The 25038-nt window shown below is 72.9% G+C and carries 1 pseudogene (running past one end of the window); it reads left to right on the top strand.

The features are described 5' to 3' along the window. Positions 1-25038: pseudogene (locus JIG36_RS52360) on the top strand (type I polyketide synthase); its annotated part reaches 1692 nt to the left of the window's first position; the annotation flags it as partial.

Here is a 25038-nt window from a genome sequence, read left to right as displayed (position 1 = left end):
GCGGCGTTGCTGGACTTCGATGTCGACGACCTGGATCAGACCGGGAACGCTCAGCCGGCCATTTTCGCGCTCGAGGTGGCCTTGTTCCGCCTCGCCTCTTCGTTCGGCCTGCGCCCCTCTTCCCTGGCCGGGCACTCGATCGGTGAGGTTGCCGCCGCACACGTCGCCGGGGTCCTCTCTCTGGAGGACGCGTGTGCGCTGATATCGGCACGGGCACGGCTCATGCAGGCTCTGCCCTCGGGCGGGGCGATGGTGGCGATCCAGGCGGCGCCTTCGGATGTCGTGCTGACGCCTGGGGTCTCGCTCGCGGCGGTGAACGGCCCGTTATCGGTGGTGATCGCCGGGGTCGAGGACGAGGTTCTGGCGATTGCGGCCGGTTTCGAGAAGACGAAGCGGCTGGCGGTGTCGCACGCGTTCCATTCGGTGTTGATGGAGCCGATGCTTGACGATTTCCGTGCGGTGGTCTCCGGACTGGCCTTCGGCTCGCCACAGATCCCCATCGTTGCTTCCGGTGACGTGACCGACCCGTCGTACTGGGTGTCGCATGTCCGGGACACCGTGCTTTTCGCGGACAACATGGCCCGGCTCGATGGTTTCAGGCTCCTCGAGATCGGCCCGGATGCTGTGCTGTCGGCCATGGTTTCCGACGGTGTCCCGCTGATGCGCCGTGACCGTGACGAAGAACTGACCGTGCTCACGGCGCTGGCCCACCTGCATGTCACGGGTGTCGAGGTGGACTGGGCACCTTTGCTGACCGGCGGCCGGCGGATCGACCTGCCCACCTACCCGTTCGAGCACCAGCGCTTCTGGCCCTCGGCCCGCGCGGCCGCCCTTCCCGGCAGCGACCACCCCCTGCTCGGCGCCCCGGTCGAACTGGCCGACGGCCACGGCCACCTGTTCACCAGCACGCTCTCGGCCCGCACGCAGCCGTGGCTGGCCGAGCACGTCGTCGGCGGCCGGACCCTGCTGCCCGGCACCGCGTTCGTCGACCTGCTCACCCGGGCCGGTGACGAGGTCGGCGCCGGCCGGATCGACGACCTCACCCTCACCGCCCCGGTGGTGCTGCCCGCCCAGGGTTCTGTGCAACTCCAGGTGCGTGTCGCCGAACCCGACACCAACGGGCGTTGGGCAGTCAGCGTCCACGCCCGCACCGACGACGCCGGACCCTGGTTGCCCTGCGCCACCGGCCTGCTCGCTCCGGGCACGGCCACCTCCGACTTCGCCCCCACGATCTGGCCGCCCGCGGGGGCCGAACCGGTCGACCTCGACGGCTTCTATGACCGGTTCGCCGCCGACGGCTTCGACTACGGCCCGCTCTTCCAGGGCCTGCGCGCGGTCTGGCGCCTCGGCGACGACCTCTATGCCGAGGCGACACTGCCCGACGGCGCCGACGTGACCGGCTTCGGCTTGCACCCCGCGCTTCTCGACTCGGCCCTGCACGCGGCTCGCTTCGCCGGGGCGGGCAACGGCATCCCGTTCGCCTGGCAGGGCGTGTCCCTGCACGCGGCCGGGGCAACCGCTTTGCGCGTACGCGTGACGCCCGCGCCCGCCGGAGCGATGACGATCGCCGTGGCCGACCCGTCCGGCGCTCCCGTGGCCACCATCTCCGCGCTCTCCACCCGCGCGCCCTCGGCCGAACCGCAGGACGACACCGCCGACTCGCTGTTCGAGCTGAACTGGGTCCCGGTTCCGCCGGCGGAGGCGACCGAGGCGGCCACCGTCGAACTGGGCGGCGGCTCGGCCCACGAACTCGCCGAACGCGCCCTCGGCCTGGTCCAGGACTGGCTGGCCGGCGAGCAGAGCGGCCGGCTCACCTTTGTCACCCGGGGCGCGACGACCGGAGCCGACCCGGCCGCCGCCGCGGTGTGGGGTCTCGTACGCACGGCCATCACCGAGCATCCGGGCCGTTTCGCGCTGATCGACGCCGACGATGAAGACCTGCTGCCCCGGGCGCTCGGCGTGGACGAACCCGAACTGGCCCTGCGCGACGGCCAGATCCTCGCCGCCCGGCTCACCCGGTCCGGCGCCGATGCCGGTGCCGACTTCGTGTGGGGCGATTCCGTGCTGGTCACCGGTGGCACCGGCGGCCTCGGCCGGATCGTCGCCCGCCATCTGGCCGGTCGGCACGGCGTACGGAAGCTCGTTCTTCTCAGCCGCAGCGGCGGCGCCGAAGACCTCGTCGCCGAGCTGGACGCGGATGTCACCGTTGTCGCCTGTGACGTGACCGACCGGGACGCGCTCGCCGAAGTCCTGGCCCAGCACGAGGTCTCGGCCGTCGTGCACGCGGCCGGCGTGCTTGACGACGGTGTCATCGAGGCCCTGACCCCGGAGCGCCTGCACGCCGTGCTGGCCGCCAAGGTGGACGCCGCGTGGCACCTGCACGAGCTGCTGCCCGCGACCGTTCCGCTGGTGCTGTTCTCGTCGGCGGCCGGTGTGTTCGGCATCCCCGGCCAGGCCAACTACGCCGCCGGCAACGCCTACCTCGACGCGCTCGCCCTTCACCGCCGGGCGCTCGGCCGACCCACCGTGGCGCTGGCCTGGGGTCCCTGGGACACCGCGGCCGGCCTGACCAGTGGCCTGTCCGACGTCGACCTGGCCCGCATGGCCCGCTCCGGCATGCCGCCGCTCGCCGTCGGGACCGGCCTGCGCCTGCTCGACCGGGCCCTGGCTACCGGCGCCGCCGCGCTGGTGCCGATCCGCCTCGATTTGGCCGCCGTCCGCGCCCGGGGCGAGGTCGAACCCCGGCTGCGGAGCCTCGTGCGGGTCCGCGCCCGCCGCGCGGTTGCCGTTGGCAATGCCACCACCGCCGGCCTGCACGGGCTTTCCCCCGCCGACCGGTCAGCGGCCCTGGTCGAACTGGTCCGCGGCCGGGTCGCCGAGGCGCTCGGCCACGCGAGCGCGTCGGCCATCGATGTCGGGCGGGCGTTCCGTGACCTCGGATTCGACTCGCTGACCGCGGTCGAGCTGCGCAACAGCATCGGCGCCGAGACCGGCCTGCGGCTGCCGGCCACGGTCGTCTTTGACTACCCGAGCGTCACCGCCCTGGCCGCCTACCTGGACGGCGAGCTGTTCGGCGCCACGGTGGCCGAGGAACCGGCGGTCGTCGTGTCCACCTCGGATGACCCGATCGTCGTGGTGGGCATGGCCTGCCGTTACCCCGGCGGCGTGACCAGCCCCGAGGATCTGTGGCGGCTCGTGCTCGACGGCACCGACGCCATCACCGAGTTCCCCGGCAACCGGGGCTGGGACGTCGACGGGCTCTACGACCCCGACCCCGACCGCACCGGAACCTCGTACACCCGGCACGGTGGGTTCCTGCACGACGCCGACCAGTTCGACCCGGCGTTCTTCGACATGTCCCCGCGCGAGGCCGTCGCCACCGACGCCCAGCAGCGGTTGCTCCTGGAGGTCTCGTGGGAGGCCCTGGAGCGTACGGGCGTCGACCCGAACACCCTGCGGGGCAGCCGAACCGGCGTCTTCGCGGGCGTGATGTACAACGACTACGGCACGCTTCTGGGCGCCGAACACGAGGGCTACCAGGGCACCGCCAGCTCGCCCAGCATCGCCTCGGGCCGGGTCTCGTACACGTTCGGCTTCGAGGGCCCCGCTGTCACGGTGGACACGGCCTGCTCGTCGTCGTTGGTCGCCATGCACCTGGCCGCGCAGGCGCTGCGGCAGGGGGAGTGCACACTCGCCCTGGCCGGTGGTGTCACGGTCATGTCGACGCCGGGGACGTTCGTCGCGTTCTCCCGGCAGCGCGGACTGTCGGCCGATGGCCGGTGCAAGTCGTTCGCCGACGCGGCCGACGGCGTGGGCTGGGCCGAGGGCGCGGGCATGCTTGTGCTGGAACGCCAGTCCGACGCGATCCGCAACGGGCACCGGATCCTCGCCGTCGTGCGGGGGTCGGCGGTGAACCAGGACGGTGCCTCGAACGGGCTCACCGCCCCCAACGGGCCGTCGCAGCAACGGGTCATCCGGCAGGCCCTGGCCGGCGCCGGACTGCGTGCGGCCGACGTGGACGTGGTCGAGGCACATGGAACGGGCACGACGCTGGGAGACCCGATCGAGGCTCAGGCTCTCCTGGCCACGTACGGGCAGGACCGGGTTCTTCCTCTGCTGCTCGGCTCGGTCAAGTCGAACATCGGGCACACCCAGGCCGCGGCCGGTGTCGCCGGTGTCATCAAGATGGTGATGGCGATGCGGCACGGGACGCTGCCGCGCACCCTGCACGTGGACGCGCCTTCGACGCACGTGGACTGGGAGGCCGGTTCGGTCGAACTGCTGACCGCCGAGACCGCCTGGCCCGCAGTGGACCGCCCCCGGCGCGCGGGTGTCTCGTCGTTCGGTGTGAGCGGCACGAACGCCCACGTGATCGTGGAGGCCGGTCCCGAAGTCTCCGCTGCCGAGCCGGTCCTCGCCGGGCCGGTGCCGCTTGTGGTGTCGGCCAAGTCGGCGGCTTCCCTGGACGCTCAGATCGCCCAGCTGCCGTCCGACGTGGCGCCGCTGGACCTCGGTTTCTCGCTGGCTTCGTCGCGGTCGTTGTTCGAGCACCGGGCGGTTGTTGTCGACGGTGTTGAAGTGGCCCGGGGAACCGCCTCGGACGCGCCGCTGGCGTTCCTGTTCACCGGTCAGGGTTCGCAGCGGGCGGGAATGGGCCGGGAGCTGTACGCCCGGTTCCCGGTGTTCGCGGCGGCCTACGACGAGGTCACGGCTCTTCTCGACTTCGACTCCGACGACCTCGACCAGACCGGCAATGCCCAGCCGGCCATTTTCGCGCTCGAGGTGGCGCTGTTCCGCCTCGCGACCTCGTTCGGCCTGCACCCCTCCCATCTGGCCGGGCACTCGATCGGTGAAGTTGCCGCCGCACACGTGGCCGGCGTGCTGTCCCTGGAGGACGCGTGTGCGCTGATTTCGGCGCGGGCGCGGTTGATGCAGGCTCTGCCCGCCGGCGGGGCGATGGTGGCGATCCAGGCGGCACCCGCGGATGTCGTGCTGACGCCCGGCGTCTCGCTCGCGGCCGTGAACGGTCCGTCCTCGGTGGTGATCGCCGGGGCCGAGGACGAGGTTCTGGCGATTGCGGCCGGTTTCGAGAAGACGAAGCGGCTGGCGGTGTCGCACGCGTTCCACTCGGTGCTGATGGAGCCGATGCTCGATGATTTCCGTGCGGTGGTCGATGGGTTGACGTTCCACCAGCCGCAGATCCCGATCGTCGCGTCGGGCGATGTGACCGACCCTTCGTATTGGGTCTCGCACGTCCGGGACACGGTGCGGTTCGCGGACAACGTGGCCCGTCTGGACGGCTGCCGGTTCCTGGAGCTGGGCCCGGACGCGGTGCTGTCGGCGATGGTCGACGGTGGTGTGCCGATGATGCGCCGCGACCGCGACGAAGAGTTGACCGTGCTTACCGCGCTGGCCCGCCTGCACGTCCAGGGCGTGCCGGTCGACTGGACGCCGCTGCTGGCCGGTGGCCACCTGATCGACCTGCCCACGTACCCGTTCGAGCACGCCAGCTTCTGGCCCCCCGCCAAGCCGGTCGCGGCCCTCGACACCACCGACCACCCGCTCCTGTCCACGGTCGTGCCGGCCCCCGACGGCGGCGTGACCCTGACCGGTCGCCTGTCCGCGGCCACCCAGCCCTGGCTGACCGACCACACCATCCTCGGCTCGGTCCTGTTGCCCGGCACCGGATTCGTCGAACTCGCCCTGCGCGCCGGGGCCGCCGCCGGTTGTGGCGCGCTCCGCGAGCTGACCCTGGCCGCACCGCTCACCCTGACGAACGAGCCGGTCACGATCCAGGCTGTCGTCTCCGCTCCAGACGGCGACGGTTCGCGGACGGTCGGCCTGTACTCGCGTTCCGCCGAGACGTGGATCCAGCACGCGTCGGGCCGGGTGGAGCCGGCCTTTGTGCCGGCCCCTGGCTCGGTCTTCGCCGAGTTGGTTTGGCCGCCGATCGACGCGTCACCGATCGACCTGACCGGCGCGTACGAGGGTCTGGCCGACCGTGGATTCGGTTACGGGCCGGCTTTCCAGGGTCTGCAGCGGGCCTGGGTGCGCGGGAACGAGGTCTTTGCCGAGGTGGCGCTGCCGGAGGATGTGCCGGTCGGCGGTTACGGCATCCACCCCGCCCTGCTCGACACTGCGCTGCACGCCGCGATGACGCAGAACGGCGGGGACCGTACGGTCGTGCCGTTCGTGTGGAATGACGTGGCCCTGCACGCGGTGGGGGCGTCGGTCGTGCGGGTGCATCTGGTGCGCGGCAGTGACCGTCAGGTTTCGGTGGAGGTGGTCGACACGGCGGGGCGGCCGGTGTTCTCGGCGGGCTCGATGTCCGGTCGTGAGGTGTCCGCGGACCAGCTCAGTGTGCGGCCGCCTCTGTACGGGGTCGAGTGGCGGCGTGTGGATAAGCGCGTTTTCGCTTCGGCCCTGGCTGTGGACAAGTCGGCCCTCGAGCTTGACAGCGGTCTAAAGTCGGCTACTTCCCGGGAGGGTGGGGGAGGTGGTGGCGTAACTGTCTACCGCTGCTCTACGCCTATCGGAAATGTCCCCGATGCCGTAAAAATCCTCCTCGCCGAAGTCCTCCAGACCGTCCAGGCTGCTGAGCAGCCCCTGGTAGTGGTCACGAGGCCGGGCGACGTGGTCCAAGCGCCGGTCTGGGGCCTGGTCAGGGCAGCCCAGGCCGAGCACCCCGGCCGCTTCACCCTGATCGAGTCCGACGGCGACGACGACGAGCTGATTGCAGGCATCGTCGCGGCCGGCGAGCCTGAGGCTGCGATCCGCGACGGCGAGGTCTTCGTGCCCCGGCTGCGCCAAAGCGCCGCCGATGAACCCACGCCGCTGGACCTCGACGGCACAGTCCTGATCACCGGCGGCACGGGCGGCATCGGCGCGGTGGTGGCCCGCTACCTGGCAACCGAACGCGGCGTCACCGACCTGGTGCTGGTCTCGCGGCGCGGACTGGAAGCACCGGGCGCCCGGGAGCTGGCCGACGAACTGGGCGCAAGGGTGGTGGCCTGCGACGTCACCGACCGGAACGCCCTGGCCGAGCTGATCAGTGGCATCGACAACCTGACCGGCATCGTCCACGCGGCCGGCGTCGGCGACAACGGCGTGCTGGCAAGCATGACCCCGGAACGCTTCGACGCGGTGCTCCGGGTCAAGGCCGACTCCGCCTGGTGGCTGCACGAGCTGACCGCGGACCGCGACCTCAAGGCGTTCGTGATGTTCTCGTCGGCGGGTGGCATGGTGCTGACCGCCGGGCAGGCCAATTACGCGGCGGCCAATGTCTTCTTGGACGGTCTGGCCGCGTACCGGAAGGAATTTGGTCTCCCGGCGACGGCGATCGCCTTCTCGCTCTGGGATGTCGGCACGGGTCTGGGTCAGGACATGACCGAAGTGGACCGCCGCCGTATGGCCACCCAGGGCCTCCCGGTCATCGGCGCCGACGAAGGCCTGGCCATGTTCGCGGCCGCCCTGGACTCGCCGCGCTCGACCGTCGTGCCCATCAAGGTGGACACGGCCGCGCTGCGCGCCCGAACCGATGTTGTGCCGGCCCTGCTGCGCGATCTGGCCGGGCCGGTCCGCCGGAAGGCCGCCACGGTCGCGGTCACCGGTGGCCTGGCCGACACCCTCGCCGGGCTCACCGCGGGCGAACGCCGCCGTACGGTCCTCGACCTCGTCCGTGACCAGGTCGCCGCCGTGCTCGGCCACGGCACCGCGGACGCCATCGAGCCCGCGCGTGCCTTCCAGGAGCTGGGCTTCGACTCGCTGACCGCCGTCGAGCTGCGCAACCAGCTCGCCGCCCGCACCGGCCTCACGCTGCCGGCCACCCTGGTCTTCGACCACCCGACCGCCGCCTCGGTGGCCGAGCTCATCGACACCTCGCTCGGCGGGACGGCGCCCGCGCCGGTCGTCGCCGCGCCGGTCGCGGTCCGCGTGGACGAGCCGATCGCGATCGTCGGCATGGCCTGCCGCTACCCGGGCGACGTGCACAGCCCGGACGACCTGTGGCGGCTCGTGCTCGACGGTGTCGACACCGTGGGCGCCCTGCCGGCCGACCGGGGCTGGGACATCGAGAACCTGTACGACCCCGAGCCGGGCAAGGACGGCAAGAGCTACACCCGGCACGGCAGCTTCCTGCGGGACGCGGCCGAGTTCGACCCGGGATTCTTCGGGATCTCGCCGCGCGACGCCCTCAGCATGGATCCGCAACAGCGCCTGCTGCTCGAGACGTCGTGGGAAGCGGTCGAGCACGCCGGCATCGACCCGTCGACGCTGCGCGGCAGCCGCACCGGTGTCTTCGCCGGCGTGATGTACCACGACTACGCGCTCAACGTGAACCCCGCGGCCACGGCCGGCGGCAGCGTCGTCTCCGGCCGGGTCTCCTACACGCTCGGCTTCGAGGGCCCGGCCGTCACGGTCGACACCGCCTGCTCGTCGTCCCTGGTCGCCATCCACCTGGCGGCGCAGGCGCTGCGGCAGGGCGAGTGCGACCTGGCCCTGGCCGGTGGCGCCACCGTGATGGCGACCCCGGGCATGCTCATCGACTTCAGCAAGCAGCGCGGCCTGTCGGTGGACGGCCGGTGCAAGGCGTTCGGCGCCGGCGCGGACGGCGTGGGCTGGTCCGAGGGCGTGGGTGTGCTGCTGGTCGAGCGGCTGTCCGACGCGAAGCGCAACGGCCACGAGGTGCTGGCGGTCATCCGCGGCACCGCGGTCAACCAGGACGGCGCCTCGAACGGGTTCACCGCGCCCAACGGGGCTTCGCAGCAGCGGCTCATCCGGCAGGCGCTGGCCGCCGCCGACCTTCGTGCCTCCGATGTGGACGTCGTGGAGGCGCACGGCACCGGCACCACGCTCGGAGACCCGATCGAGGCTCAGGCGCTCGTGGCCACGTACGGGCAGGAAAGGGACTTGCCCCTCCTGCTCGGCTCGATCAAATCCAACATCGGGCACTCGCAGGCCGCGGCCGGTGTCGCCGGTGTCATCAAGATGGTGCAGGCGATGCGGTACGGGGTGGTGCCGCGCACCTTGCACGCCGACGAGCCCTCGCCGCACGTCGACTGGACCGCGGGCGAGGTCGAACTGCTCACCGGGCAGCGCGAATGGCCGACGACCGACCGGGCCCGGCGCAGCGCGGTGTCGTCGTTCGGCATCAGCGGCACCAACGCGCACGTCATTCTCGAGCAGGGTCCGACTCCGGCGCCCGTCGCCGATCGACCCGGCAACAAGGGCCCGACGCCGTGGCTGCTCTCGGCCGCGACACCGGAAGCGTTGCGGGCCCAGGCGGAACGCCTTTTGACGGTGGCCGACCGCGACCCGCTCGACGTGGCCTGGTCCCTCGCGACCACGCGGGCGGCACTCGAATACCGGGCGGTCGTGCAGCCGGAAGACCTCATGGCGTTCGCCGCCGGGGAGGACAACGCCGTTGTCGGGCGGGCTCGGGGGACGAGCGCGCTGGCCTTCCTGTTCACCGGCCAGGGTTCGCAGCGGGCCGGGATGGGCCGGGAGCTGTACGCCCGGTTCCCGGTGTTCGCGGCGGCCCACGACGAGGTGGTGGCGCACCTCGACTTCGACGCGGACGACCTGGACCAGACCGGCAACGCTCAGCCCGCCATCTTCGCGGTGGAGGTGGCTTTGTTCCGCCTCGCGGAGTCGTTCGGCCTGCGTCCCGACTACCTGACCGGCCACTCGATCGGCGAGGTCGCGGCGGCTCACGTCGCCGGGGTGCTCTCCCTCGAAGACGCATGCACGTTGATCTCGGCGCGGGCGCGGTTGATGCAGGCGTTGCCCGCCGGCGGCGCCATGGTGGCGATCGAGGCGGCTGCGGGCGACATCGAGCTGACCTCGAACGTGTCGATCGCGGCCGTCAACGGTCCCCGGTCGGTGGTCATCTCCGGGGCCGAGGACGAGGTCGTGGCCTTGGCCGCGGCCTTTGAGAAAACCAAGCGGCTGACGGTCTCGCACGCGTTCCACTCGGTGCTGATGGACCCGATGTTGGACGACTTCCGCGACGCCATCGAAAACCTGACGTTCAACGAGCCGCAGATCCCGATCGTCGCGTCGGGTGATGTGACCGACCCGTCGTACTGGGTCTCCCACGTCCGGGACACGGTGCGGTTCGCCGACAACGTGGCGCAGCTGGCCGGCGCGCGGTTCCTCGAGATCGGCCCCGACGCGGTGCTCGCCGGCATGGTCGACGGCGGCGTGCCGACGATGCGCCGCGACCGCGACGAGGAACAGACGTTCCTGACCGCCCTGTCCCGCCTGCATGTCACGGGTGTCGCGGTGGACTGGAAGCCGCTGCTGTCCGGCGGTCGCCGCATCGACCTGCCCACGTACGCGTTCCAGCACGAGCCGTACTGGCTGGAGGCCACCGCCCCCACCGGGCTCGGCATGACCCCCGTCGACCACCCCCTGCTCGGCGCCGCGGTCTGGTCGCCGGGCGGCGGAGTCACCTTCACCGGCCGCTTGTCCCGCTCGGCCCAGCCCTGGTTGGCCGACCACGTGATCCTCGGCTCGGTGCTGCTGCCGGGCGCCGCCTTCGCCGAGATGGCCCTGCGCGCGGGCGCCGAGACCGGCAGCCCCGCCCTGGACGAGCTGACCCTGGCCGCGCCGCTGGTCCTCGGCGACGAGCCGGTGCAGCTGCAGGTCGTGGTCGGCGCCCCCGACGGCGACGGGCGTCGTACGGTCGCCATTCACAGCGGCGGCGGCCAGACCTGGACGCAGCACGCCTCCGGCGTCCTCTCGACCCGCGTGGCCGTCGCCTTCGACCTGGCCGCGTGGCCTCCGGCCGACGCCGCGGCGATCGGCGTCGACGACGCCTACGACATCTTCGCGGCCCGTGGTTTCGGTTACGGTCCGGCGTTCCAGGGCCTCCGGCAGGCTTGGGTACGCGGTGACGACGTCTACGCCGAGGTAGCCCTCCCCGACGCGGTGGCGGCCGGCGGTTACGGCATCCACCCCGCCCTGCTCGACGCCTGCCTGCACGCCACGATCCTGCGCAACACCGAGGAGTCGACCGCCGTCCCGTTCGCGTGGAACGACGTCGCCCTGTACGCGCAGGGCGCGACGACGGTCCGGGTGCATCTGGTTCGGGCCGGTGACCGGGAGCTGTCCCTGTGGGTGGCCGACGCGGCCGGACGGCCGGTGCTGGCGATCGGGTCGCTGATCGGCCGTGAGGTGTCGGCGGACCAGCTCAGTGTGCGGCCGCCTCTGTACGGGGTGGAGTGGCGGCGTGTGGATAAGCGCGTTTTTGCTTCGGCCGCTGCTGTGGATAAGTCGGCCCTTGAGCTTGACAAGGCTCTAGAGTCGGCTACTTCCCGGGAGGGTGGGGGAGGTGGTGGCGTAACTGTCTACCGCTGCTCTACGCCTATCGGAAATGTCCCCGATGCCGTAAAGACCCTCCTCGCCGAAGTCCTCCAGACCGTCCAGGCTGCTGAGCAGCCCCTGGTAGTGGTCACGAGGCCGGGCGACGTGGTCCAAGCGCCGGTCTGGGGCCTGGTCAGGGCAGCTCAGACCGAGCACCCCGGCCGGTTCACTCTGATCGAGGCTGAGACCGGGGACGACGACCTTCTGAGGGCCATCGCCGCGACAGGGGAACCCGAGGCCGCGGTCCGCGACGGCGAGGTCTTTGTGCCTCGGCTGCGGCAGACAGCCGACGATCCCATGCCGGTGGACCTCGACGGCGGCACGGTCCTGATCACCGGGGGCACGGGCGGCATCGGCGCGGTGGTGGCCCGCTACCTGGCAACCGAACGCGGCGTCACCGACCTGGTGCTGGTGTCGAGGCGCGGAATAAACGCCCCAGGGGCGAGCGAACTGGCCGAAGAACTTGGCGCGAGGGTGGTGGCCTGCGACGTCACCGACCGCGACGCCCTGACCGAACTGGTCGCCGGCATCGACAACCTGACCGGCATCGTCCACGCGGCCGGCATCGGCGACAACGGCGTGCTGGCGAGCATGACGCCGGAACGGTTCGACAAGGTGCTCCGGGCCAAGGCCGACTCCGCCTGGTGGCTGCACGAGCTGACCGCCGACCGTAGCCTCGAGGCCTTCATCATGTTCTCGTCCGCCGGTGGCATGGTGCTCACCGCCGGGCAGGCCAACTACGCGGCGGCCAACGTATTCCTGGACGGTCTCGCCGCGTACCGGAAGGAACTTGGTCTCCCCGCCACTGCGATCGCCTTCTCCCTCTGGGATGTCGGCGCCGGTTTCAGCCAGGAGCTCGGCGAGGTCGACCGCCGCCGCATGGCCACCCAGGGCCTCCCGGTCATCGGCGCCGACGAAGGCCTGGCCATGTTCGCGGCCGCCCTCGACTCGCCGCGCTCGACCGTCGTGCCCATCAAGGTGGACACCGCCGCCCTGCGCGCCCGCACCGATGCCGTGCCCGCCCTTTTGCGCGACCTCGTACCCACGGTAAAGAAGGCGGTTAGAACAACCGGCGACCTCCTGGACCTCGTCCGCGGCAAGGTGGCCGCCGTCCTCGGGCACCGCAGCGGCGCCGACATCGACCCCGAGCGGGCCTTCCGGGAGCTCGGCTTCGACTCCCTCGCCGCGGTCGAGCTGCGCAACCAGCTCGCCGAGGCCACCGGCCGCACCCTGCCGGCGACGCTCGTCTTCGACTACCCGACCCCGGCCGTGCTCGCCGCCCACCTCGCCGGCGGTCAGGATCGGAAGGCGGCCGTCACCGAGACCAGGACCGACGACGACCCGATCGTCATCGTCGGCATGGCCTGCCGCTTCCCGGGCGGCGTCAGCACACCCGAGGAACTTTGGCAGCTGCTGCTCGACGGCACCGACGCCATCAGCGACTTCCCGGACAACCGGGGCTGGGACCTCGACGCCCTCTATGACCCGGACCCCGACCGGGCCGGCACCAGCTACACCCGTTCCGGTGGCTTCCTGCACGACGCGGGCGAGTTCGACCCGGCCTTCTTCGGGATGTCGCCGCGCGAGGCCGTGGCCACCGACGCCCAGCAGCGGCTGTTGCTGGAAACCACGTGGGAGGCCCTGGAACGGGCCGGGATCGACCCGCGGTCGTTGCGCGGTAGCCGGACCGGTGTCTTCACCGGCATCATGTACAACGACTACCACCTGCTGCTCGGCGACGACTTCGAGGGCGCCAACATCACCGGCAGCTCGCCGAGCGTCGCCTCCGGCCGGCTTTCGTACGTCTTCGGGCTCGAAGGCCCGGCGATGACGGTCGACACGGCCTGTTCGTCGTCGCTCGTCACCCTGCACCTGGCGGCCACCGCGCTGCGGCAGGGGGAGTGTGACCTCGCGGTCGCCGGCGGTGTCAGCGTGATGTCGACGCCGCGCACTTTTGTCGAGTTCTCGCGGCAGCGCGCGCTCTCGGGCGACGGCCGCTGCAAGGCGTTCTCGGACGACGCCGACGGCACCGGCTGGGCCGAGGGCGCCGGTCAGCTGGTGCTGGAGCGGCTGTCCGACGCGCGCCGGAACGGGCACACCGTTCTGGCCGTCCTCAAGGGCAGCGCGATCAACCAGGACGGCGCCTCCAACGGCCTCACCGCCCCGAACGGCCCGTCCCAGCAACGCGTCATCCAGCAGGCGCTGGCCGGGGCCCACCTGGAACCGTCCGAGGTGGACGTGGTCGAGGCGCACGGCACCGGCACCACGCTCGGGGACCCGATCGAGGCTCAGGCGTTGCTGGCCACGTACGGGCAGGAACGGGCTCTTCCGCTCTTGCTCGGCTCGATCAAGTCGAACATCGGGCACACTCAGGCCGCGGCCGGTGTCGCCGGTGTCATCAAGATGGTGCTGGCGCTGCGCAACGGCGCACTGCCGCCCACCCTGCACGCCGAAACCCCGTCGTCGCACGTCGACTGGACGGCCGGCGCACTCGAACTGCTCACCGAGCGCCGGGACTGGCCCGAGACCGGCCGTCCCCGCCGCGCCGGCGTCTCCTCGTTCGGGGTCAGCGGCACCAACGCCCACGTGATCCTCGAGCAGGCGCCCGCCGCCGACATCCAGGTCGAGGCCGTGACGCCGGGCGTGACGCCGCTGGTGCTCACCGCCCGGTCGGCCGAGGCGCTGCGCGAACAGGCGGCCCGGCTGCGGCCGCTGACCGCCACGACGCCGCTGCCCGACCTCGGCTGGTCGCTGCTGACCACCCGTGGCACGCTCGAGCACCGGGCCGTGGTGTTCGACGCGGCCGGGCTGGCCGACCTGGACGACGCGGTCACCGGCGTGGCCGCGCCGCTGGGCCGCACGGTGTTCGTCTACCCGGGGCAGGGCTCGCAGTGGGCCGGCATGGGTCGCGACCTGCTCGACACCTCACCCGTCTTCGCCACCCGCATCCACGAGTGCGCGGAAGCCCTCCGCCCGTACGTGGATTGGGACCTGATCGAGGTGCTGCGCGAGGGCACCCTGCTCGAACGCGTCGACGTGGTGCAGCCCGCCCTGTGGGCCGTCATGGTGGCGCTGACCGAGGTCTGGCGGTCGCTCGGTGTCGAGCCGGCCGCCGTCATCGGCCACTCCCAGGGCGAGATCGCCGCCGCCACCGCCTCGGGCGCGCTCAGCCTCGACGACGGCGCCCGGGTCGTCGCCCTGCGCAGCATCGCGGTCGCGGCCGACCTGGCCGGGCTCGGCGGCATGATGTCGGTCGCGCTCGGCGCCGACGACGTGCGGCCCCGCCTGGACGAGCGGGCCGGGATCGCCGGGGTCAACGGCCCGCGCTCCACAGTGGTCTCCGGTTCGCCCGAAGCTCTCGACGAGCTCACCGAACAGCTGGTGGCCGAAGGCGTCCGTGTCCGCCGCATCCCGGTGGACTACGCCTCCCACTCGCCGCAGGTCGAGCTGATCCGCGAGCGGGTGCTGGCCGAGCTGGCCCCGATCACGCCACGGTCCACCGACATCCCGTTCTACTCCACCGTCACCGCGGAGCTGATCGACACCGCCGAGCTCGACGCCGGCTACTGGTACGCCAGCCTCCGCCAGACCGTGCTGTTCGAGAGCGCCACCCGCAAGCTCATCGAGGACGGCTACCGCGTCTTCGTCGAGCCCAGCGCGCACCCGACCCAGACCGTCGGGATCGAGCAGACCCTCGAATCGGCCGGCGTCGACGGCCTGGTCACCGGCACTCTGCGCCGCGACGAGGGCGGCCTGCACCGCCTGCTCACCAGCGCCGCCACCGCGTTCGTCCGGGGCGTGCCGGTCGACTGGGCGAGCCTGTTCACCGCCGGCCGTCGCATCGACCTTCCCACGTACGCGTTCCAGCGTCGCCGCTACTGGCCGGAACCCGCCGCGGCGACGAAGGCCGAGCCGGTCGACGCCGAGTTCTGGGGCCTGGTCGACTCGGGGGAGCTGGGCGCCGCCCTGGCCCTCGACAACGCCACCGCGGCCACGTTGACCCCGGCCCTGACCGAATGGCGCGACCAGCGCCGCCGCCGGGCCGCCGGGGACTCGCTGCGCTACACCGACCGCTGGAAGCCGGTCACCGCCTCGGGAAGCCTGGCCGGAACGTGGACCGCCGTCCTCCCCGACAACCCCGCCGAGTGGATGCTCGCGGTGGTCGACGGCCTTGGGCTGAAGACCGGCCGGGGAGACGCCACCATCTCGTTCCCCGGTTCCCCCGAGGTCGACGGGCCGGTCTGGCGCATCACCCGCGGCGCCGTCTCGATCGGGCGCGGCGACCGGGTCACCGCACCCGAGCAGGCCACCGACTGGGGCCGCGCCTGGGCCGGCCTGGTCGACCTGCCCGAGACGATCGACGAGCGCGCCCTGGAACGCCTGGGTGCCGTGCTCGACGGCCCCGAGGACCAGGTCGCCGTGCGCGCCGCCGGGGTCTTCGGCCGCCGCCTCGTCCACGCGCCCGCGGCCACCGGCCGCAACGGCGGCTGGGCCGGCTGCACGGTGCTTGTCACCGGGGACACCGACGACCGTCTGGCCGACTGGGCCCTCGCGCAGGGTGCCGACCGGGTCGTCACCGTGGACCCAGCCGACCGCGACGCTCTCGCCGCAGTGGTCAAGGCGAGCCGGCCCTCGGCGGTCCTGCACGCCGCGACCGGCTCCGACTCAGAAGCCGCTCGCAACCTGCACGACCTGGTCACCGAGGCCGAGACGTTCGTCCTGTTCGCCGAGGACTCCGCGGTCGCGGCCGGGCACGACGGCCTGGCCCGGATGCGCCGCGGCGACGGGTTGCCGGCCACCTCGGTCACCTGGACCGGTTCCCTCGACACCGGTGTCGCGCTGGCCGCCGTCGAGGGCGCCCTCGACGCCGACCTGACCACCGTCACCATCACCGACACCGACTGGGCCACCTTCGCCCCGGCCTTCACCGCGAGCCGCCGCAGCAACCTGCTGGCCGACCTGCCCGAGGCCGCGGCCGCGCTGGCCGAGCCGGCCGTCGACGGCGACGAACCGGAACTGGTCCAGCGCCTGGCGCCGCTCGGCGCCGCCGAACGACAGCGGGCGCTGCTCGACCTCGTCCGGGGCGAGGCGGCCCGCTGCCTCGGCTACGACAACGCCGACACCCTGCCCACCGGCCTGGCGTTCCGCGACCTCGGCTTCGACTCGGCCGGCGCGGTCGACATGCGCAACCGGATGCGCCGCCTCACCGGGTTGTCGCTGCCCGCCACGCTGGTCTTCGACCACCCGGAGCCCGAGGCGCTGGCCCGCCACCTCGACGCCGAACTGTTCGGCGGGACCGAGGCCGCCACGGCCGTGGTCGCCACCCGGGAAACCACCGACGACCCGATCGTCATCGTCGGCATGGCCTGCCACTACCCGGGCGGGGTGGGCTCGCCCGAGGACCTGTGGCAGCTGGTCGCCGACGGCCGGGACGCCATCACCGAGGTGCCCGCCGACCGCGGCTGGGACCTCGACGCCGTCGCCACGGCCACCCGCCACGGCGGATTCCTCACCGACCTGGCCGACTTCGACGCCGAGTTCTTCGGCATCTCCCCGCGCGAGGCCGTCTCGATGGACCCCCAGCACCGGCTGCTGATGGAGACCACCTGGGACGCCATGGAACGGGCCGGCATCGCCCCGCTCTCGCTGCGCGGCAGCCGCACCGGCGTCTTCATAGGCACCAACGGGCAGGACTACTCCGACCTCAAGGTGAACGCCGGGGCCACCGCCGACGCGTACGCGCTGACCTCGACCATCGCCAGTGTCCTGGCCGGTCGCATCTCCTACCTGGCCGGCCTCGAAGGCCCGGCCATGGCGATCGACACCGCCTGCTCGTCGTCGCTGGTCGCCATCCACCTGGCCGCGCAGTCGCTGCGCGGCGGCGAATGCGATCTCGCCCTGGCCGGCGGTGTCTCGGCCATGTCGACGCCGGGCGCCCTGGCCGCCTTCACCGCGCAGGGCGGACTCGCCACCGACGGGCGGTGCAAGTCGTTCTCGGCCGACGCCGACGGCACCGGCTGGTCCGAAGGCGCCGGCGTCCTCGTGCTGGAACGGCTCTCCGACGCGCAGCGGAACGGGCACCGCGTCCTGGCCGTGGTCAAGGGTTCGGCGGTCAACCAGGACGGCGCCTCCAACGGGCTCACCGCCCCCAGCGGACCCGCTCAGCAGCGGGTCATCCGGCAGGCCCTGGCCAACGCGGGTCTCCAGACGGCCGACGTCGACGCGGTGGAGGCGCACGGCACCGGCACCCGCCTCGGCGACCCGATCGAGGCCCAGGCGCTGCTCGCCACCTATGGGCAGGAGCGGGAGACGCCGCTGCTGCTCGGCTCGCTGAAGTCCAACCTCGGCCACGCCCAGGCGGCGGCCGGTGTCGCCGGTGTCATCAAGATGGTGATGGCCATGCGGCACGGCGTGGCCCCGCGCACCCTGCACCTCGGCACGCCCACCTCGGCCGTCGACTGGGACTCGGGCGCCATCCGGTTGCTGTCCGACGCGGCTGAATGGCCTGACTCCGGCCGCGCCCGCCGCGCCGCCGTCTCGTCGTTCGGCGTGAGCGGCACCAACGCCCACCTGATCCTGGAGCATGTCGAAGAGCCCCCGGCCCGGCCGCAATCCGCGACGGTGCCGGCGCCCTGGCCCGTCGCGGCCAAGTCGGCCGCCGCGCTGGACGCCCAGATCGAACGCCTGCGGGTCACGGCCGGCAACCCGGTCGACATCGGCTTCTCGCTGGCGACAACCCGTTCCGCGTACGAGCATCGGGCCGTTCTCCTCGACGGCGCCGAGGTGGCCCGTGGGGCGGCACCGGCGATCCGCCCGGCGGCCCTGCTCTTCTCGGGTCAGGGCAGCCAGCGCCTCGGCATGGGCCGCGACCTCTACGCCCGCTTCCCGGTCTTCGCCGACGCGCTCGACGAGGCTCTGGCCCGGCTCGATCCCGCGCTGCGCGACGTGATGTGGGGCGACGACGCCGACCTGCTCAACCGGACCGAGTGGACCCAGCCCGCCCTGTTCGCCGTCGAGGCTGCGCTCTACCGCCTCGTCGAGTCGTGGGGTGTGCGGCCCGACGCGGTCGGCGGCCACTCGATCGGCGAGATCACCGCCGCGTACGTGGCCGGGGTCCTCAGCCTGGACGACGCGTGCACGCTCGTCACCGCCCGGGCCCGGCTCATGCAGGCGCTGCCCGCCGGCGGCGCGATGGTCGCGGTGCAGGCCGCCGAAGCGGAAATCCAGCTCACGCCCGGTGTGTCGATCGCCGCGGTCAACGGACCCGAGGCGGTTGTCGTCTCGGGCGAGGAGGCCGCCGTCGCCGCGATCGAGGCGGAAATGCGGGACCGCGGGCGGAAGACTAGCCGTTTGCGGGTGAGCCATGCGTTTCACTCACCGCTGATGGAACCGATGCTCGACGACTTCCGCGCGGTGGTGAACGGACTCACGTTCGCCCGTCCCACCGTGCCGATCGCGGCCGCCGGCGACGTGAGCACCCCGGAGTACTGGGTGCGCCACGTCCGCGACGCCGTGCGATTCGCCGACACCGTCGCCACCCTCGCCCAGCGGCGGGCGGTCCTGTTCGAGCTCGGCCCCGACGGCGTGCTGTCGGCGATGGCCGACGGCTGCATCCCCGCTCTGCGCAAGGGCCGCGACGAGGAGTCCACGCTGCTCACCGCCCTGGCCCGGCTCTATGTGGCCGGGGTGCCGGTGGACTGGGCGGCGGTGTTCGCGGGCACCGGGGCCACAACCGTCGACCTTCCCACGTACGCATTCCAGCGGCGCCGCTACTGGCCGGAGATCGCGGTCGGCGACTCGCTGCGCTACCGCGAGACCTGGCGCCCGTTCACGCCGTCCGGGGCGCTCACCGGCACCTGGCTGGCGATCGGAGGCGAAATCGCCGGGGCCGTCACGCTCGACACCGACGGACACGACCGGGCCGCCCTCGCCGCCCGGCTCACTGAGGCGGGCCCGGTCGACGGGATCGTCTCCATGCTCGACGTGGCCGGCACCACCGCGCTGATCCAGGCCATCGGTGACGCCGGTGTCACGGCCAGGCTGTGGGCGGTCACCCGGGGCGCGGTCGCGGTCCACGACGAGACGGTCGACCCGGCCCGTACGGGCATCTGGGGTCTCGGCCGGGTCGCCGCGCTCGAGCTTCCGCAGCTCTGGGGCGGCCTGATCGACGTCGAACCGGGTGCCGAGGAGCGGCTGACCGCGGTGCTCGGCGGCGACGAGGACGAGGTCGCGATCCGCGCCGACGGCGTCTACGCCCGTCGCCTGACCCCCGTTCCCGCAACGACCGGCGAGGAGTGGACGCCTTCCGGCACCGTGCTGGTCACCGGTGGCACGGGCGCGCTCGGCGCCGCGGTCGCCCGCGACCTGGCCGCTCGGGGCGCCGGCAAGCTGCTGCTGGTCAGCCGGCGCGGCCCCGACGCCCCCGGCGCCGCCGAGCTGGCGGCCGAGCTCCCCACGGCCGAGATCGTGGCCTGCGACGTCGCCGACCGCGACGCCCTGACCGCCCTGCTGGCCGCGCACCCGGTCGACGCGGTGGTGCACACCGCCGGCGTGCTCGACGACGGACTGCTCGACAGCCTGACGCCGGAACGCTTCGAGGCGGTCCACCGGGCCAAGGTGACCTCGGCGCTGCTGCTCGACGAGCTGCTGCCCGACGCCGAAGCCTTCGTCCTGTTCTCCTCGATGGCGGGTTCCGTCGGCAACCCGGGCCAGGCCAACTACGCCGCGGCCAACGCGGCCCTCGACGGCATCGCCCAGCGCCGCCGCGCCGCCGGACGAGCCGCCACCTCGATCGCCTGGGGCGCCTGGGCCGGGGCGGGCATGGCCGCGGGCACCGGCATCCAGGCCATCGACCCCGAGCGGGCCCTCTCGGCCCTTCGCCGATCGGCGGCCGAACCGGAAGCCACTGTCGTGGTGGCCGACCTGCGCCGCCGCGAGCTGCTGACCGCGCTGCTCGGCACCCGGCCGAGCCGGCTGCTCAGCGAGCTTCCCGAGGCCCGCACGGTCCTCGACGAGGTGCGGGCCGTCCGTGGGGGCGGCGCCGCCGACCTCGAGCGTCGTCTGGCCGGCCGGGCCGCCACCGAGCGCCTGGACGTGCTGCTCGACGTGGTCCGCACCAGCGTGGCCGAGGTGCTGGGTTATGGCGACGCCACCGCGGTCGGCGCCGAGAAGGCGTTCCGCGACCTCGGTTTCGACTCACTCACCGCGGTCGAGCTGCGCAACCGGCTCGGCGCGGCCACCGGACGGGTGCTGCCCGCCGGCGTCGTGTTCGACTACCCGACGCCGCGGGCCCTGGCCGCCTTCCTGGCCGGCGCCGACGACGACCGGGCCGAGACGGTGGCCGAGGGCGCGGTCGACGAGCCGATCGCCGTGGTCGGCATGGCCTGCCAGTTCCCGGGCGGTGTGCGCACCCCCGAAGACTTCTGGCAGCTGCTGATCGACGGCCGCGACGCCATGGGCCCGTTCCCGGCCGACCGGGGCTGGGACCTCGACCGCCTCACCGCCGAGAGCGCCACCACCTCGGGCGGCTTCCTCGACGGGCCGGCCGAGTTCGACCCGGCTTTCTTCGGGATCAGCCCCCGCGAGGCGCTGCTCATGGACCCGCAGCAGCGGCTGCTCCTGCAGACCTCGTGGGAGGCCTTCGAACGGGCCGGCATCGACCCGGTCTCGCTGCGGGGCAGCCGGACCGGGGTGTTCGTCGGCACCAACGGCCAGGACTACGCGAGCATGTTGCTCGAAGCGGGCCAGGACAACGAGAGCCACGTGCTCACCGGCCTGGCCGCGAGCGTCATCTCGGGCCGCCTGTCCTACACGTTCGGCCTCGAAGGCCCGGCCATGACCGTCGACACCGCCTGCTCGGCCTCGCTGGTCGCGCTGCACCTGGCGGCCCAGGCGCTGCGGCAGGGCGAATGCTCGCTGGCCCTGGCCGGTGGCGCCACGGTACTGGCCAGCCCGCGGTCGTTCTATCTGCTCACCCAGCAGGGCGCGCTGCCGGCCGACGGACGGACGAAGGCCTTCTCCGACTCGGCCGACGGCACCGGCTGGTCCGAGGGCGTCGGCATGATCGTGCTGGAACGCCTGTCCGACGCGCGCCGCCACGGCCACCACGTGCTCGCCGTCATCAAGGGTTCGGCGGTCAACCAGGACGGTGCCTCCAACGGGCTGACCGCGCCGAGTGGGCCGTCGCAGCAGCGGGTCATCCGGCAGGCGCTCGCCAACGCCGGCCTCTCGACCTCCGATGTGGACGCCGTCGAGGCGCACGGCACCGGCACCCGCCTCGGTGACCCGATCGAGGCCGGGGCGTTGCTGGCCACGTACGGGAAAGACCGCCGGACGCCGCTGCTGCTGGGCTCGTCGAAGTCGAACATCGGCCACACCCAGGCCGCGGCCGGTGTCGCCGGTGTCATCAAGATGGTCCTGGCCCTGCAGCACGGCATGCTGCCGCCGACCCTGCACGCCGAGAAGCCGTCCACCCACGTCGACTGGTCGAGCGGCGCCCTGCAACTGGTGTCCGACGCGACGCCGTGGCCCGAGCTGGGCCGCCCGCGCCGTGGTGGTGTCTCGTCGTTCGGGCTCAGCGGCACCAACGCCCACGTCCTCCTCGAACAGGCCGAGCCCGCGCCCGAGGCCGAGCCCGTGGACGAGCCGCTGGTGGTGCCGTTCGTGCTCTCGGCCAAGTCCGAGGCCTCGCTGCGTGGTCAGGCCACTCGCCTGGCCGAGGTGGTCGCCGGCCACGCGCCGGTCGACATCGCCCACTCGCTGCTGACCACCCGCTCGCTGTTCGACCACCGGGCCGTGTTGTTCGACCCGAACGGCCTGGCCGACCTGGATTCCGCGGTGACCGGCGTGGCCGCCCCGCTGGGACGCACGGTCTTCGTCTTCCCCGGCCAGGGATCGCAGTGGATCGGCATGGGCCGCGACCTGCTCGACACGTCCCCGGTGTTCGCCGCGAAGATCGAAGAATGCGCGGCCGCCCTGGCCCCGTACGTCGAATGGTCGCTGCACGACGTGCTCCGCGGCATCGAGGGACCCGTCCCGCTCGACCGGGTCGACGTGGTGCAGCCCGCGCTCTGGGCCGTTCTCGTGGCGGTGGCCGAGGTGTGGCGCTCGCTCGGCGTCGAGCCGGACGCGGTCGTCGGCCACTCCCAGGGCGAGATCGCCGCGGCCACGGTCGCGGGCGGCCTCACCGTGGCCGACGGCGGCATGATCATCGCGTTGCGCAGCCTCATCGCGCTCGACTCGCTCGACGGCGTCGGCAGCCTCGTCTCGGTGTCGCTGTCGCCTGCCGAGACCGCGGCCCGGGTCGCCAAGTGGCCGGCCCTTCAGGTGGCCGCGTTCAACTCGCCGTCCTCGGCCGTGGTGTCGGGCCCGGTCGCCGAGCTGACCGAGCTGCAGGCCGAACTGCAGGCGGACGGGGTCCGGCACCGCCGCATCCCGGCCGCATTCGCCTCGCACTCGCCGGCCGTCGAGGTCATCCGCGACCGCGTGCTCGAAGCGTTCGCGCCGGTGCGCCCGCGCAGCTCGGAGATCCCGTTCTATTCCACGGTGACCGCCGGGATCCTCGACACCGCCGAGCTCGACGCCGCCTACTGGTACAGCAACCTGCGGCAGACCGTCGAGTTCGAGAAGACGGTGCGCCTGCTCGTCGAGAACGGCCACCGTGCCTTCATCGAACCCAGCGCCCACCCGGTCATGACCGGCGCGGTCGAGCAGATCCTGGACGTGGCCGGCGTCGAAGGCGTGGTGCTCGGCTCGCTGCGCCGCGACAAGGGCAGCCTGCGGCAACTGCTCACCATGGCCGCCCAGGGCTTCGTGCGCGGGCTGCCGGTCGACTGGACACGCGTGGTGCCCTCGGGCCGTCGCACCAGCCTTCCCACGTACGCCTTCCAGCGTCAGCGGTTCTGGCCGAGCATCGAGGCGGCCGCGCCGGTCGCCGCCGACCACGCCGACGCCGAGTTCTGGAAGGTGGTCGAGAACGGGGAACTCGCCCTGGAAGCGAGCGCCGTCGAGACGCTGATGTCCTGGCGTGACCGCAAGCGCGACGACGCCGTGACCGACGGCTGGCGTTACCAGGATTCCTGGATTCCCGTACGCCCCGGGCCCGCCCCGGCCGGACGCTGGCTCGTGGTTGTCCCCGAGGACGCCCCGGCCGGAACCGATGCCGTCGTGACCGCCCTCGGCGCCGAACGCTTGGACGTGCCCGCCGTCATCGACCGCCCCGGCCTGGCCGCGCTGCTTCTGGACGCCGGTGACATCGACGGCGTGCTCAGCCTTCTCGGCCTGGCCGCCGGCCGCTACGGTGCTGTGCCCCAGGGCCTGTCGGCCAACGTGCGGCTCGTGCAGGCCCTCGGCGACGCGGCGGTCTCCGCGCCGGTCTGGGTCGCCACCCAGGGCGCGGTCGCGACCAGCGTCGACGACCCGGTGACGGCCCCCGAGCAGACCACCCAGTGGGGCTGGGGCCGCGTCGCCGCCCTCGAACTGCCGCAGCGCTGGGGCGGCCTGATCGACCTGCCCGCCGTCGTCGGCGACGCGGCGGCCGAACGTCTGGCCGGTGTGCTCGGCCGCGACGAGGACCAGCTGGCGGTGCGTGACTCCGGTGTCGTCGCCCGCCGCCTGGTCAGTGCCCCGGCCACCGCCGGCGACCACGTCGGGCAATTCCGCACCAGCGGCACGGTGCTCATCACCGGTGGCACCGGTGGCATCGGCGGGCTGCTGGCCCGCTGGGCCGTCGACCGCGGCGCCCAGCACCTGGTGCTGGCCGGCCGCCGTGGCCCGGACGCCCCCGGCGCGGCCGAACTGGCCGCCGAGCTCAAGGCGGCCGGCGCCGAGGTCACGCTCGCGGCGGTCGACGTGGCCGACCGTGACGCGCTGGCCGCCCTGCTCGCCACGATCCCGGCCGACCGCCCGCTCAGCGCCGTGCTGCACGCGGCCGGGGTCAGCACCGGTGACGCGCCGGTCGACCAGATCACCGACGAGCAGCTGGACGGGCTGCTGCGGGCCAAGCTCACCGCCGCCCGCCACCTGCACGAGCTGACCGCCGACCTCCCGCTGGACGCCTTCGTGCTGTTCAGTTCGGGGGCGGCCAGCTGGGGCAGCAGCGGCCAGGGCGGTTACGCGGCGGCCAATGCGTTCGCCGACGGGCTGGCCTCGTACCGGCGCTCGCGGGGTCTGCCCGCCACCTCGCTGGCCTGGGGCACCTGGGGCGGAGTGGGCATGGCGACCGACGAGCGGATCCTGGAGCACCTGCTCAAGCGCGGCGTCGACGTGATGGACCCGAACCTCGCGATCGGCGTGCTGCAGCGGGCCATCGAGGACGGCCGCACCACGCTCACCGTCACCAACATGGACTGGGCCAAGTTCGCCCCGGCCTTCACGGCGGGCCGGCCCAGCCCGCTGCTGTCCGACCTTCCGGCCGTACGGGCCGCGCTGGTCGAGGAGGAGCCCGAGGCGGACGAGCCGGCCCTGGTGCGCAAGCTGACCGGGCTGTCCGCGGCCGAGGCGACCCGGGTGCTGCTGACCGCCGTGCGCACCGAGGCCGCGGCCGTGCTCGGCATGGACGGCGCCGACGACCTGACCGCCACCAAGGCGTTCCGCGACTTCGGCTTCGACTCGGTGACCGCGGTCGAGCTGCGCAACCGGCTGCGGCGCCTGACCGGCCGCAACCTGCCGGCCGCG

Source organism: Paractinoplanes ovalisporus (genome assembly GCF_016834655.1).
In the GTDB taxonomy this organism is placed as follows: Bacteria; Actinomycetota; Actinomycetes; order Mycobacteriales; family Micromonosporaceae; genus Actinoplanes; species Actinoplanes ovalisporus.
The sequence above is the reverse complement of the archived record's forward strand: the minus strand, read 5'-3'. Positions and strand labels throughout refer to the sequence as shown.